This window comes from Arcicella aquatica, assembly GCF_034928825.1.
GTDB classification, from domain to species: domain Bacteria; phylum Bacteroidota; class Bacteroidia; order Cytophagales; family Spirosomataceae; genus Arcicella; species Arcicella aquatica.
The window spans coordinates 248,055-262,805 of the sequence record NZ_JAYFUL010000001.1; the positions used below are offsets into that span (position 1 = coordinate 248,055).

A 14,751-nucleotide genomic window follows, 5' to 3' on the forward strand; every position below is an offset into this window, starting at 1 on the left:
TTTCTCTAATTTATCATTTCTACACAAATTCTACAATCCCTTCTACTAAACCTTTTGAAAGTGGTAAATCTGGATTGCTGTATGTTTTCAAATTCTCTTCTCTATCCATAGGTGCATCTTTTAAAGTATGGTTCATGCCCGCAAGAATTAACAACTTGGCTTTCGGATTAGCTTCTGCCAATAGCTTTGCTTCGTTTTCAGCTACCTGAATATCCGTTGTTCCTTGTATAATAAGTGCTTTAGCCTTTACTTTTTTAATTTCCTCAGAAGGCACATATTTCAACCAAGAAATCATATAAGGTTGAATACTGGGTCTAAAAAGTGAAAAGATAAAGAAAACCTGCATCAATTTTGGTAGCTTCTGTCCGCTTTTTAACACAGAAAAATCTCTCTTCACTTCATTTTTAACAGAATCTGGCAAAATTTGTTTTTCCGTTTGTTCAATGATGATATCATCTATTCCTCTGGCAGGGCCAGCCACAGAAATATAACCATCTACGGTTAATCGCTGCGCTACGACCATCCCTATCAAAGAACCTTCTGAATGCCCCAAGATAATTATTTTCGAAAAACGATTACTTTTCTTTAAAGTATCTATCCATTGCTCAGCATCCTGAATGTAGGTTTCAAAGGTTAAATCACTTTCTTTCATCATGGCACCCATACTTTTGCCTACGCCTCTTTTGTCATACCGAAGCGACGCTATTCCATTATTGGCAAACCCTTCTGCTAAGAACTGGTAAGAATTGGCTTTTATGTTTAGCATACTGTTGCCATTTCTATCAGTAGGTCCAGAACCTGCGATGATTAATACGACTGGTATTTTTTTCTTTGTGTTTTGGGGCAAAAGCAATGTTCCATCTAAAACGCCTTTGGGTTGTTTTAAGACGATGTTTTCTTCTTGGTTTTGGGCAAAAGCATGATTGAGTAACCCTAAGCAAGCAAGGAAAATGATGAGGATAGACTTCATGAGGATGATTTTTAGTGATATTAAATCAATGAAGCTGTTTAAACTTTCCATTTCCGAGGTGAAAGTATTGTATTTTTGAATTGATTTTTTCAAAATTTACGAAGCATAGCATCGCTACGTTGAGAAAATTTTGGAACAAGCTATTCTAAAAGACTTAGTTTAATCCGAAAGGGAAAGCTTAAACAGTTTCAATACTTTAAAAGCATAATGACTAATATCAGTACTTAATTTATTGTAATTTTGAAACTGTTTCAAAGATGCAAATTATCCACAATATTCAATGTCAAAAAGTATAAACGGCTTTCAGTTTAAACAATTTACGGTTCAGCAACAAAATACTGCCATGAAAGTAACCACTGATGCCTGTATTTTAGGAGCTTACACCGATGTAGCGGAAGCTAAAAATATTTTGGATATTGGTACGGGTACTGGCTTACTTTCATTGATGTTGGCACAACGAACAAATGCTAAGATTATGGCCGTGGAAGTAGACGACAAAGCTTATCAACAAGCCTTAGAAAATGTTCAAGATAGTATTTTCAAGGAGCAAATAGCGGTTTTTCATCAAAGTATTCAGGATTTTACGGAACGCAATAAAGGTTTATCTTTTGAGTTAATTATTAGCAATCCTCCTTTTTTTCAGAACCACTTAAAGTCTCAACAAGAAAAAAGGAACACGGCTTTACATACTGATACGCTTTCTTTTGAAGATTTAATAGCATCCGTTATTCAATTATTAGCACCAGTGGGTCAGTTTGTGGTTTTACTTCCTGCCTATGAAAGTAGTGTTTTAGAGATATTGGCTTTAGAGAAAGGACTTTATCCCCAGAAAAAATTACTGATAAGACATAGAAAGGAATCGAAAATATTAAGAATTATTACGACCTTTGGGCTTGCTAAAAAAGAGCTTGCCCAAGAAGAATTAATTATTCGTAATCTTGACGAAAGCTATACTGCTCAATTTGAAACGCTACTAAAAGCGTATTATTTAATTTTTTAGAAATACAACGGAGAACATTCCGTTAGTTATCCCGAAATCGTATTCACAACATGTTAGATATTTCTGTTATTATTCCGCTATATAACGAAGAAGAATCATTACCTGAACTTTGCAATTGGATAGAAAAAGTGATGAAAGAACATCATTTTAGCTATGAAATCATTTTTGTAAATGATGGAAGTCGTGATAATTCTTGGCAAGTTATAAAGGGTTTGTCTGAGCACAACAGCTTTGTAAAAGGTATTTCCTTTAGTAGAAACTACGGAAAATCGGCGGCTTTGCATGTTGGTTTTAAAGAAGCTTCTGGTAGAGTAGTCATCACGATGGATGCTGATTTACAGGATAGTCCTGAGGAAATCCCTGAGCTATATCGAATGATTACAGAAGATAATTATGATTTAGTCTCGGGCTGGAAACAAAAACGTTTCGACCCTATTACTAAAACCATTCCTACAAAATTATACAATGCGGCTACTCGCTCGATGTCGGGTGTATATTTGAATGATTTTAATTGCGGGCTAAAAGCTTATAAAAACGAAGTAATTAAATCTATCACGCTTTATGGCGAAATGCACCGCTATATTCCTGTACAGGCAAAATGGAATGGTTATGATAAAATCGGGGAGAAAGTAGTACAGCATCAATCTAGAAAGTATGGAACGACCAAATTTGGTATTGAAAGGTTTCTATATGGTTTCTTAGATTTACTTTCAATCACCTTTGTTCAGAAGTTTGGCAAAAGGCCCATGCACCTTTTTGGTGGGTTTGGTATTTTGTTCTTCATGATTGGTAGTTTTATTACTGTTTATTTGATTGGCGATAAGGTTTATGCCATTGCTAACCACCTAAAATTCAGAAATGTAACCGACAATCCCCTTTTCTTCATGGCCTTGGTTTCCATCATCATAGGCGTGCAGTTGTTTGTGGCTGGTTTTATTGGTGAATTAATGACAAGAAACTCGGAGAAGACTACTGATTACCAGATTCGAGAGAAGGTGTAGCTTGAACGACAAATATCTTTATTTACAGATGGCATGGCTTTGAGAAGTCATGCCATTTTTGTTTTTATTTATACCATCGCTAATCACCTAATATTTTGGGGTTTTGTTTTAACCAGTTAAGTGGTTTGTGCAAGACAGAAGCTTGGATTAATTTACTAAAGTTTAGCACATTTGAGCTTTATTTTACACTTGTGCTAATTATGCTATCACAATTTAGACTTATTAATGTTAATATCTAATCATATCTTGCTAAGATATGATTAGATGTCCCTTCTTTTTATAATTACCTTTACGGGTATCTTCAAGTAATTGGGATGTATTAAGACTTAATGCTGTTGCCCAAAGACAGGTACAAAGTATATTAACATATACGTTATACCTGTTGGATTAAACAAGATTTGTTTGAATTATAAAAAACAAAATAATTTAAGAATACTTGCCCTTCCTGTAGTATGGTTTTACGTATACTATTTGTCAATATTAATAATAATTCGTTCCAAAGAAATTCCTAAACCTTCAGATATTTCAAAAAGATAGTATAACGTTGGATTAATATTTCCGGCTTCAAGTCGCTGAATAGATTGTTGATCCTTCCCAACCGAATGGGCAAGTTGTGTCTGGGTGATTGACTTTTCCTTTCTAATCTCCCTTATTCTAACACCAAGTTTATTTAAGAAATCCTCTTTTTTCATTTAAGAGTAAAGGAATGAGAGAAAACAAGAAAATTATACAACGTATCCGTTGTATTTTTATTTATTTTGCATAATTTAGCGATATAATAAACAATTTCCATAAAATACAATCCTTACATACTTAACCCATTAATTTAAAGCACCATTCATTTCTGCTATCTAGTTGATTGTAAAGCGTGTAAAGGAAAATGTATCGATATTTTCTTTGATTTTTTAACAGTATTTTATTTACAACCTAATTATACGAACACAAGATGTTCTAATTATTACTAACACACCAACAAAATGCATAGTTTTTTTTTAACCCCTTACTTACTCGCAGGAGTAAGCCTACTAATTTCGTGCCAAATATTTATAATCTTATATTATTTGATTCGAAAAACTGACACAAACAAATGCCCAAGCTGTGGAAATAAACTGAGTGGAGTTAGGATAAGCAGACCCTTTATTATTAAAGTATTTTTGTCACCTTTCGTTAGCAATGTAAGATATTACAAGTGCCTTAGCTGTTACCGTAATTTCTTCATTGTTAATAATGAATCACAGAAAGATGTGAATGGAAATAAAGAATATTCTAAATCCATTAGTAACGGTTAGGACTATTCTGCACCTCGATTTATGAAAATAAAATAATTATTAGAAAGTTCACTTCATTATAAATTTCACTTTTTACCGCCACCTAACCACTTGCATTTCAGGGCAGTTATATACTGTCCTTGAAATGAGTTAGGAAGTATCAAGTTTTATTACCTCTACTGAATAAGTATTTTACATGTTTATTTAATCTAATATACGAGTAAATATCTCAAGGTCATTAAATATCAATGCGTGAACATTAATAAACTTATTTAAAATACCTACATTAATTAAGATGGAAAAAACAAAGTTCTTTAATCTCGAAACTGATATCAAAAGTGAAATTATAAATCGTCTTCTGTATAGCATGCCATTAGCTATTTCACTATTTGACATACAAAAGCGACAAAATATATTTACCAACGAACAGTATTATAAAGGGGTTGGTTACACTGCCGATGAGTTTGACCCACTTGACAAAGATTGTTTTAATAGACTAATACATCCTGACGACCTTCCAAGTCTAAATAAATTTCTCAATGTACTGACAAATTCTCCCAACGATGGTTTTCATATTTTAGTTAATAGGTGTCTATGCAAAAATGGAGAATTCAAATGGTTCAAAAACTATATTACTATTGTAGAAAGGGAACCGTCTGGTGGACCTAGCCTTTTGTTAGGGCTTGCTCAAGATATTACAAGCCAAATAGATTCTAGGCAAAAGTTTTTGGAACAGATACATAATATGGAAAAAGTATCCTTTACGCTATCACACGAACTTCGTCATGAACATAGCAAAATACTCAGTATTCTAGATATTTCAAAAGATAGCGACATGATAGAAATTGGAGATCTTCAATGGCTTGCTAATACCATTTATACAAGTGCTGAAAGCATTGATAAATCTATCCATAGTATTTCTCAACAATTACTATCAATAAAAACAAAATTCATTACACTTAACTCAACTGAATTGTAAATTAAATAATATTACTGATGGCATAATTTTGAGTCATGCCATCAGCATTTCCTTATTAGTTTCTTTTACTTCTTAGTTTGCAATGCTTTAATATGTTCTGCTACATCCAACATCGGTGCTACCCAAATATCTTTTTCATTTTGCTTTAAGTAATTTAATAATTCTCGATGAGCTTTTAGCGAAACATCTATGTTATGCTCCCCGCCTACTCCATGAAATAAGAAAACTAAAAGCTTGCCCGATGTTACTGCTTTTTTTACTAAGTCAATCATCTGCTCACCTGTCTGTCCATTAATGGCATAACAATCTGTGGCATATAAATCCACTTCTTGTAAATTATGCATATCTGACCTTACGCCTCTAGCAGCTACAAAATCATTCTTTAAATCGTTCATGAAGTAGGTATCACCAATTTTCATATCTCCACAGGTATAAGCAAAAGTACGTTTTGATTTTCCATCTAACGTTTTTAGCAATACATTGTTCATCTTGATTTCATCTATCATTCTCCTGACAGAATATTTACTCATGTCTTTTTCAGGACTCACCCATTCTCTACCTTTTAAAGAAGCATCACAGGGATGAAAAAGGGTATGATTGCCCATTTCATGTCCATTCTTAGCCGCAATTTTCCAATCTTCAATACGATTTTTAAATCCGTCTGCATAGCCTATTAAGTAAAATGTTCCTTTGAAACCTAGAGAATCTAATAAGGGAATGGCATTATCTAAATGTACATTTAGGGCATCGTCATAAGTCAATACAACAGCACATTTTTTCCCATTCCAAACTTGTTGGGAGCTTTGCGCTAAAGAAATAGAGAACTGAATAAGTATAAAGAATAAAGCGAGTATAGCTTTCAATTTCATATTTGTGGATAATTATTTTGAGATGTTTATTGATTTGGACAAACTTACTGGCGAACAATTTTAAATTTAACTTTATTAATTTTAGAAGTCCCCTCCTCCTCATTTTCAATGGTAGAGTATAAAAAAGTTGTGTCTTTTACTATTTTAAAAGCAAATTGGGTCGGCTTGCCAGTAGCAAGGTTAAAACTTATAAGATCAAGATTACTATTGGGTTCACCCATAAAGTCTGTAAAAATATGGAAGGTCTTAAACGTAGGATGTCCTGTTAAACTACCGTCAGGATTAAAATTTAGCTTTGTTGCATGATTGTCTGTATCAATCAATAATTTTTTCCCTGTTAATAATTTATCGTTTACCATGTATTGAAGTCCCGAAGCTACATCTTTCTTGTTATCGGATAAATCAGTTACTTTAGAGAATTGTGTTTTCTCTAGGAGTTCATTCGTTTTGTTAAAATGATACAAAAACAGAAAAGCTTCTTTATCGATAACCTCATAACCAAGCTCATAATAGTTTGACTTATCTTGATAATCTACGATATTGGTTTTAAAGGCCTTTTTGTTATTTTTATTTAGATAGACAAAGAAATTAAGCTCCTCGTGATTATTCCAACTTGCCTGAACTTCCAAGCTATCGCCTTTTACAGTCCCTCCAATAATTATGGCAACAACTCCTTCAAGTTTATTAGATGATTTTACAGGAGATTTAGTTTTTTCTATCTCATTGATATAGTCTGTTAAAACCCAATTCCCATTAAAATCTGATGGATTTTTTTGCGGTAAACTGTCAACCAGAACAGGTGTTTTTTCAATCGTCTGTTTCTTTTCATTTGAACAACTTGTCAAAAAGAAGCCTGTTATCAGTATAAAAATTAATATCCTCATGGTTAATCTTTTATATTGTAATTGATATAACAAGAACACAAAATTTCATACCAACAGCTTATAATAATTATGTAAAAAATTAGTCTCCGATAAAAACGAGATGAAATCTCGTTCTACAGTTGTTTTTTCATTTTCCAATGCTGGATTTCACCAAAGAGTAAATATGAATCTGCATAAATTTCATACCCGATAGCTTTATAAAAATCAAGGGCATTGATGCGGGCATCGAGAATAATTTCTTCTAAGCCTTTTGATTTCCCTAAATCTTCTAAATATTTCATCAAGAATTTACCGACGCCTTTACCTTGGGCATTTTTAGACACTGCCACACATCGTACTTGTCCTTGCGTAGCTGAATTCATTTGTAAACGGGCTACTCCTAATAGTTCATCTGTTTCACTATCATCACTATCAATCGCCATCACATGGTCTGCTTCGTTTTCATCTGTTAATACTTCGCTCCCTTTTTTCTGGTGCCAAGGTTCACGCAATACTACGAACCGTAAATCATAATATTTTTCCCATTCTGCTGGCGTACTTGGTATTTTGGCAATAAGCATATTTTGGCTGTAAGCTTTGAGCAATGAGCTTTGAGCTTTTTTTAGTTTTTAAATAATGAAGTTAACTTAATGTTGTCATAAATTACTGATAGCTTAAACTAAAGAAATAACTATGTTTTTTTAGCTGTAAGTTTTGAGCAATGAGCTTATTTTAGTTTTTTACTTCGTACTATCATAAAAGCTCAAGGCTGATAGCTCATAGCTCAAAGCTGTTATAATTCCTTCACTTCACCAGAAACGCCTAATTCAGAAAAAAGGCGTTGCCAATAGGTAGAAATCGCAGGATTGTTCAGTTTTCTAGAAGCAGTGGGTTCAAAAGGTTTTGCAATAAAAATTTGTGCCATGCTGATATTGGGTAACACACTTTGCAAACGAGCAGCATCTTCCCGAGCCCAGCCTACCGCAGAAGCATCATCTACAGGTGGTGTTTTGTGGAAATCTCTGCGATTAGTCCCCGACATACTTTCTACCATATCAGAAAGAAAATATGCCTTTACTTTAAATCCTTTACCAATTTCGTGGTCAATCAATGGTAATGCAGCCTGAATATCAGTATTATTTTTACTAGTAGAAGTGTTTTGAGAGGTTAAGTGAGTGATCACTACTTTCTTGAAAATGCTTCGCTCTTTACCAATTTCCATCGCAAATGCTGTCTTTTGTGCTTCTGCGTCTGTGGCACTTGTTCCTTCGGCTATTTCCATTTCTGACCGTGCAACTAATTCAGCCACTTTAGCTTTTGCCGTATTTTCATGGATAAAAAACACTTCTATTTTATCGCCTTTTACGTTGATATTTTCATCAATCAATTCATTAATAATCTTAGTGTATTTTTCATAAATAAACTGCTTACTTGGATTTACACTAACGGATTTATCGATAAAAATCATTGAGCAAGTCTTACTTTCGTCGACAGCATTTTCATATTTTGTAGCGGGACTTGAACAGCAAAACAATATGGAACTAGCAATAACAAACAAAAAATATTTTATTTTTTTTCTCATGGTTTTTCAAGGGTTATTATATATAATGAAGGCCGTTAAAAGGTTGGTTTACTGCTTAGTAATTCAAAACTTTTGCAAAATAATCAGATTTGCTTTAGAATCCATCATTACGACAAACTTATCGTTTATCAATATGTTATTATCTTTGAAGCATTATTTAATTTTGACGACTCATGAACAAAAATCAAAAAATATTTCGCTGGGTTTTTATCATTTTCACACTATTGATGGCTGGATTAGCGATACAGATGGGGATGAATACAACTGCTCCGTGGAACAAGAACAAGAATAAGGCAAAGATTGAAATCGGCAAAATAGTACACAGACCGTAAATAAATAAAGCTTTGTGCTGGGCCATACTGACAAAAAAGTGCCATTGCTGTATATTTTGGCTATGGCACTTTTTACAAACCCCAAATGATAAGTTATTATCTTTGAACCATAAGTGCTTTTACGATAGGTTCTTTATCGGTTTCTACTTTTACAAAGTATTTACCCATTGGCATATTATCGACGTTCAAGCGTATTTTGGTACGAGAAAGTCTTTCTGGATGAGTGTAAAAACTACGTCCGTACACATCTGTAACTACTAACTCCATATTTTTAGCGAATGCCTCCGAATCCAAAAAGGTTTCGCTCTGTGCTGGATTAGGATATATATTAAGTTCATATTCCCCTATTTCTTCTTCGTTTGCCAATACAGCAGGTGCTCTAAAAATAGGAAGCGGTGCTGGGTCTACCCCTAACAAAACATTTTTTACCGAACTTTCGCTTGCTCCCATCCAATCTTGTAATACAGCGGCATAAACTTTTCTGAAGTCGTTTTGCAATGTAATATTACCACTTTGTAAGGCTTTTAAATCTGGATTTTTGCCAATCATTTGTTGTTTTACCCCATTGCCAAAAATCAAAAGGGGTGATGCCCAGCCGTGGTCTGTACCATAACTACCATTAGAGGCAGCTCTTCTCCCAAATTCAGAGAATGTCATACCAGCTACTTTGTCTTCTGTGCCTTGTGCCTTTAAATCATCCATAAATGCTTTGATGCCCTCAGAAAGTCTGCCCATCAGTGTAGCATGAGTCCCCGTTGTGGTATCACTTGCCACTACTTGTGACGCATGGGTATCAAATCCGCCTAATGACACAAAATAGATTTTGGTTTGTAAGCCTCCGTGAATCATTCTAGCTACAATTTTTAATTGATCTGCCAACGTATTGGAGCTAGGATAGGAAACCAAATTTTTGCCTTTTTCAGCGGCAATTTTCAAGGATGAAGCATAAGCAACCGATGAAATTTGCTGTTGGCGAACAAAAGCAGTGTATTTACCTGCTGGTGTATTCGGCAATGACCCCGGAATTACGCTAGGCTTGTCACCAATGATTTTGTAAAAAGTATCAGGGTCTTGAATAGCCAATGCAGATGAAACAGAACTTGTATTGAATACTGTCGATGAAATAGAAGCTATTTGAACAGCCAAAGGATCTGGGTTAGCCGTATTCGGGTAATCGTCCGCAAAATTAGGGTATTTGCCTTCAATATACCGCCCAAGCCAACCCGAAGTAGAGAATTGATTAGCATTGGTAGCTGTAAACCAAATATCACTCGCTCTGAAATGTGAAAAGCTTGGATTGTCATATCCTGCTGCTTGTATAATAGATAGTTTACCTTCATTGAATAGCGTTTGTAATCCCTTCATAGATGGGTGCAAACCAGTTGCTTGATAGCCATTTAATGATAATACCTTAGCCTCTGGAATAGCAATACTTCCTCTGAAATTACTGGCAGTATAGGTAGAATATTGGTCTAATGGCAATACCATATTGAGTCCATCATTGCCTCCAGCTAATTGAATTACTACTAAAATACGCTCGTTCACATCTGCAACCTTTAGCATTTCCTGCATAAAAGGGGTAGTTGCTTCCGTATGTGCTTTGGCTCCGAAACCATCTAGCAAAAATGGCAACAACAAAGACGAACCAGTATATTGAATAAAATCTCTACGTTTCATTACTCAAAATCAGGATAATGTGGATTATGTTATTTTGTAGTTTCTCTAATTATTTAGCTATCAACTTAACCCATCTGAAATTCCGCTAATCGGAGTAAGTAGGTAAACAGCCTATCTAAACGACTTTTTACGGCAGTCTTTTTATTGTTATTATTAGGGTCATCAATATGGTCTGTCCAGATTGTAATCCATTCGTAGTAAGGTTGACCAGCCATCAATACTTCTTCTACTAAATATTTATTTTGTTCGTCGCTAAGGACAACAGCGAAAAGTGGCTGTGTTAATGCTTTCACTAAGCCATAAGGCTCTTTTGGATTACTGGTGTTTTTAGCAAGAGCAATAGAATCAAAAGTCAGTTTCAGAGAAGTTGAACCCTTGACGATGATATCGGTAAATGAACCTTTTAAAGCAAGCGTTGTTGAATTTATCCAAATTTCGTAGAAATCGGTATCATAATAGGGTCGCCAGCCAAATACGCTAGGTTGTTCCAATACTTCCATTTGCTGTTCGCGTGCCCTAGTAAAAAAGTAAGTAGTAGCATTATCGAAAGTCAAGCGGTCTGTTAAGGGGTCGGGGAGTTGATAATTAAACGTTCGTAGTGTTCCAATGACCAAATCTAAAGGTGATTTTATTTGCGAACCCAACAGATTTACATCGAAAAAATGCTGACTTTTCAACAATGCTTCAATGACAGGTTTAATTTCATAATTTTTCCGAAATATGGTTGCTAAGGGCTCTATTACTTCTTTTTCTATTTGTTCGGAAATCTCTGCTTGTACAAACCAGCGATAGAACTTACGCACGATAAACAATGCTGTTGCCTTTTGAGCAAGGATTAAATCAATAAATTCTGTTAATTCCTCCTCTCCTGCCGTGGCAGTGGTACGTCCCTTAATGGTTTTATTTTGATAGAATATTGAAAACACTTTGTCTTTAGTATCGTGCTGACTAATTCTAAATTCTGTTCCAATATCTGGCTTAGTAATATCTCTGTAACCGATAGTACGCCAACCAGTTAACACCCTCGCAGCAGCTTTTACATCGTCTTCATTATAATTCCCAATACCAATCGTAAATAATTCTTGGAGTTCACGAGCGTAGTTTTCATTAGATTTTGCCGCTGTATTTTGGTCATTATCTAGGTATTTCAGCATTGCAGGGTCTTTGCTTACCTCAATGACGAATTGCCTGAAATTGCCTAAAGCATATTTACGCATCAACTGTAAATAACGATACATAAATCGGGCATCGGAAGCTTCAGTAGTGGTTGAAACAAAATGATTTTGCCAAAAAAGCGTCATTTTTTCAATGATTGAAACAGGTTGTTTAATCATTAATCCAATCCACCAATACTTTAATTGTTTGCGTGCATTTCCATCGTAAGTATTCCTATCAGCATCTGTTGCAGCATTATTTCCCCATGATAAATTATGAAAAGTTGTACCATCTTTAAGGGTGGGATGTGCTGGTGTTGGCTGACTTGCTAAAAGTTGTATAACGATTTCGTCAACTTTCTTTCCTGTCCATTCTTTTAATTGAGCTGGCGTGGCTCCAAAGGTAGTTCTACGCAGTAAATGGGCAACCTGCTCACTAGAAAGAGGTTGAGAATAAGTATCAATTAATGCCATGTGATAGCTTAACTTTCAAAGCGTTTATAAAGAGAGTTTGAAAGTTAGACAAATATGACATTAAATAGTTTAATTTGAACAAAAATAATCTTTTTCAACTATTTTTAATAGCTATATGTATTGGCAAATAAGCTAGTAGACTTTATGATAATTGCTTACAAAAATAGCTACCCTCAGTATTAAAATTTGGGGGTAGCTAAGTAAGAGTTGTGAATTGAGAGTGATGAGTTGTCTTTGCAGCCGAGGTTTAAAACCTTGATATATAACACTTTAATTCATACACTAACGCTGTTTATTTTACATAGAGTACTATAAGTACAAATTATTTATTCAATATTCGTTTAATATCGTTTGCTTGTGTAAGGTACTCTCCAAACTTCTCATAGCTATCTGAAATCATCAGCCCTTTGAATTTCAATAAAGTAGTAATATAAGCATCTAGCACATCGATGATATTTTCTTGGTTTTGTCTGAAAATTGGAATCCAAGTTTCGGGGCTTGACTTAGCCAAACGAACCGTTGATTCAAAACCAGTACTTGCCAAATTGAAAATACTCTCTTCGTCCTTTTCTTTGGCTAATACTGTTGATGCCAACGCAAAAGAACAAATATGCGAAATATGTGAAATATAGGCAGTATGTATGTCATGAGCAGTAGAATCCAGATAAGTAATTCTCATTTTTAATCCCTCCACATACATTTTCTTAACTAATTCCACCAATTCTGGCTTAGAATCTTCAATATCACAAAGCACGCAGTTTTTATGATCAAACAGGTTTCTGATAGCAGCTTCTGGTCCTGAGAACTCAGTACCAGCCATCGGGTGAGTTGCTACAAAGTTGCCCCTATTGGGGTGATTCTTTACTGCATCAATCACTGCCTTTTTAGTAGAACCTACTTCTATCACCACTTGGTTTTCAGTAACCTGATTTAATACGTCTGGCAATAAAGTAAGTAAGGCATCTACAGGAACAGCCAAAATGATAATATCCGACTGCTTAATGGCATCTTGCAAAAGTGCGATACGGTCTATTAGTTTTAATTCTAATGCCTTAATAATGTGTTCAGTTTTGTTATCAACACCTATGATGGTATCAGCAAAACCATTTTCTTTTAAACTCAAAGCCATTGAACCACCAATAAGCCCAAGTCCAACTACTGAAATAGTCATAATTTTGTTATTTGCTATAAGCTTTAGGCAGTAGGCTTTAAGCTTATTGTTTATATTATTTTGCTCTTTGGATAGGCTTTATGTACTATTTTACTTGCCTAAAGCCTATAGCTTACAGCTTAAAGCCTTGACAAATTCTACCAATCGCCTCCTCAAAAACAGAAACTTCTGCACACAAAGAAGTACGGATATAGCCATCTCCTGCTGAGCCAAAGATTCCCCCCGGAGTGATAAATACGCCTGTTTTCGCTAGAATTTCATCAGATAATTCATATCCCGTTTGATAGTTAGCTGGAATTTTAGCCCATACAAACATCCCTGCTTGATTATGGTCGTATTCACAGTTTAGTAAATCCATCAATTCAAAAACCTTCTTCTGGCGTTCTTTATAGACAGCATTTAGTTTCTCAAACCAAGCAGGTGGATTTTCTAATGCTTTTACTGCTGCCATTTGCAAAGGCAAAAACATACCAGAATCCATGTTAGATTTGAAGCGTAATACTGGATTAATAAACTCAGCTTTCCCCACTAAAACACCTAAACGCCAGCCAGCCATATTATGCGACTTTGACAGTGAGTTTAACTCCAATGCTACTTCTTTCATTCCTTCTACGGCCAACATACTTTGTGGGTCGTCGTTTAGGATAAAGCTGTATGGATTGTCGTTTATGATTAAGATATTATTTGCTAAAGCAAAATCCCTAAGCTCTTCAAAAAAGGCTTTATTCGCTTTCGCTCCCGTTGGCATATGTGGATAGTTTACCCACATCAATTTCACTTTTGATAAGTCTTGTTCTGCTAGCTTTTTCAAATCGGGCAACCATCCGTTTTCTTCCGAAAGGTCATAAGCCACTATCGTTGCACCCGTCAACAATGAAGCAGCACGATAGGTTGGATACCCAGGGTTTGGCACTAAAACTTCATCACCAGCTTCCAAATAGGCCATAGAAATGTGCATAACACCTTCTTTTGAGCCTATTAAAGGCAATACTTCATCGACAGGATTTACACTTACTCCATAAGCATTTTGGTAAAAGGTAGCGAAACCTTCACGCAAAGCAGGAATACCTACATAGCTTTGATAGGCATGGTTTTTAGGATTCTGAGCAGCCGTTGCCAATGCTGAAATAGTCTCAGCAGAGGGTGGTAAGTCGGGACTACCGATGCCCAAATTCAATACGTCAATACCTGAGACACGCATTTCTGCGATTTGTTTTAGCTTGGTCGAGAAGTAATACTCCTGCACCAAATCCATTCGGGAAGCTGGTTTTACATTCATTGGTTAAAAACCTCATCGAACTTGCGAAAAGGCACAAAAAAAAACCGACTTTTTCAAGTCGGTTTGTGTATATGTATTTTTTGAATTTCAAAAAGATTAGTCAAAACACAACCGACTGCTACTGCGCGTAGT

Annotated in this window: 14 protein-coding genes; 4 read left to right on the plus strand and 10 right to left on the minus strand. The window is 35.1% G+C overall.

Going from position 1 to position 14,751, the window contains the following annotated elements:
* Positions 1 to 19 precede the first annotated feature (19 nt).
* Entirely contained in the window at positions 20 to 970 is a 951-nt protein-coding gene (locus VB264_RS01000) for an alpha/beta hydrolase (protein WP_323246144.1), read from the minus strand.
* 280 nt (positions 971 to 1,250) lie between these two features.
* On the opposite strand from VB264_RS01000, the gene VB264_RS01005 reads away from it, so the two are divergent.
* Together VB264_RS01005 and VB264_RS01010 are read left to right on the plus strand one after the other, a co-directional pair.
* Positions 1,251 to 1,970, plus strand: coding sequence for a tRNA1(Val) (adenine(37)-N6)-methyltransferase (locus tag VB264_RS01005; RefSeq protein WP_323246145.1), 720 nt, complete (start codon positions 1,251 to 1,253; stop codon positions 1,968 to 1,970).
* Between the two features lie 50 nt (positions 1,971 to 2,020).
* Complete coding sequence (locus VB264_RS01010; RefSeq protein ID WP_309913824.1) at positions 2,021 to 2,971, plus strand: glycosyltransferase family 2 protein; 951 nt, start codon at positions 2,021 to 2,023, stop codon at positions 2,969 to 2,971.
* A gap of 467 nt (positions 2,972 to 3,438) precedes the next feature.
* Here the strand turns inward: VB264_RS01010 and VB264_RS01015 are convergent, their stop codons facing one another.
* Positions 3,439 to 3,663: a helix-turn-helix transcriptional regulator gene (locus tag VB264_RS01015; RefSeq protein WP_309913822.1), complete on the minus strand. Its 225-nt coding sequence runs from the start codon at positions 3,661 to 3,663 to the stop codon at positions 3,439 to 3,441.
* An 871-nt stretch (positions 3,664 to 4,534) separates the two neighbouring features.
* Here VB264_RS01015 and VB264_RS01020 point away from each other — a divergent pair.
* The gene (locus tag VB264_RS01020; protein WP_323246146.1) at positions 4,535 to 5,218 is read left to right on the plus strand and encodes a PAS domain-containing protein; all 684 of its coding nucleotides are present in this window, start codon (positions 4,535 to 4,537) and stop codon (positions 5,216 to 5,218) included.
* A gap of 65 nt (positions 5,219 to 5,283) precedes the next feature.
* Here VB264_RS01020 and VB264_RS01025 read toward each other — a convergent pair whose 3' ends face one another.
* The 4 genes from VB264_RS01025 to VB264_RS01040 all read right to left on the minus strand — a co-directional run bounded on the left by VB264_RS01025 (position 5,284) and on the right by VB264_RS01040 (position 8,532).
* Entirely contained in the window at positions 5,284 to 6,087 is an 804-nt protein-coding gene (locus VB264_RS01025) for a polysaccharide deacetylase family protein (RefSeq protein ID WP_323246147.1), read from the minus strand.
* 44 nt (positions 6,088 to 6,131) lie between these two features.
* Complete coding sequence (locus tag VB264_RS01030; RefSeq protein ID WP_323246148.1) at positions 6,132 to 6,971, minus strand: hypothetical protein; 840 nt, start codon at positions 6,969 to 6,971, stop codon at positions 6,132 to 6,134.
* A 113-nt stretch (positions 6,972 to 7,084) separates the two neighbouring features.
* The gene (locus VB264_RS01035) at positions 7,085 to 7,531 is read right to left on the minus strand and encodes a GNAT family N-acetyltransferase (RefSeq protein WP_323246149.1); all 447 of its coding nucleotides are present in this window, start codon (positions 7,529 to 7,531) and stop codon (positions 7,085 to 7,087) included.
* Between the two features lie 212 nt (positions 7,532 to 7,743).
* On the minus strand, positions 7,744 to 8,532 hold the full coding sequence (locus tag VB264_RS01040) for a hypothetical protein (protein ID WP_323246150.1): 789 nt from the start codon (positions 8,530 to 8,532) through the stop codon (positions 7,744 to 7,746).
* A gap of 173 nt (positions 8,533 to 8,705) precedes the next feature.
* On the opposite strand from VB264_RS01040, the gene VB264_RS01045 reads away from it, so the two are divergent.
* A complete protein-coding gene (locus VB264_RS01045) occupies positions 8,706 to 8,864 on the plus strand; it encodes a hypothetical protein (protein ID WP_323246151.1) in 159 nt (52 codons plus the stop codon).
* A gap of 96 nt (positions 8,865 to 8,960) precedes the next feature.
* Here the strand turns inward: VB264_RS01045 and VB264_RS01050 are convergent, their stop codons facing one another.
* From VB264_RS01050 to VB264_RS01065, 4 genes are all read right to left on the minus strand, one after another.
* Complete coding sequence (locus tag VB264_RS01050) at positions 8,961 to 10,541, minus strand: DUF1501 domain-containing protein (RefSeq protein ID WP_323246152.1); 1,581 nt, start codon at positions 10,539 to 10,541, stop codon at positions 8,961 to 8,963.
* 65 nt (positions 10,542 to 10,606) lie between these two features.
* Complete coding sequence (locus VB264_RS01055; RefSeq protein WP_323246153.1) at positions 10,607 to 12,169, minus strand: DUF1800 domain-containing protein; 1,563 nt, start codon at positions 12,167 to 12,169, stop codon at positions 10,607 to 10,609.
* A 322-nt stretch (positions 12,170 to 12,491) separates the two neighbouring features.
* Positions 12,492 to 13,340 carry a prephenate dehydrogenase gene (locus VB264_RS01060; RefSeq protein WP_323246154.1) on the minus strand — a complete coding sequence of 283 codons (849 nt, stop codon included), beginning with the start codon at positions 13,338 to 13,340 and terminating at the stop codon, positions 12,492 to 12,494.
* Positions 13,341 to 13,452: 112 nt separating this feature from the next.
* A complete protein-coding gene (locus tag VB264_RS01065; RefSeq protein ID WP_323246155.1) occupies positions 13,453 to 14,619 on the minus strand; it encodes a pyridoxal phosphate-dependent aminotransferase in 1,167 nt (388 codons plus the stop codon).
* Between the last annotated feature and the right edge of the window lie 132 nt (positions 14,620 to 14,751).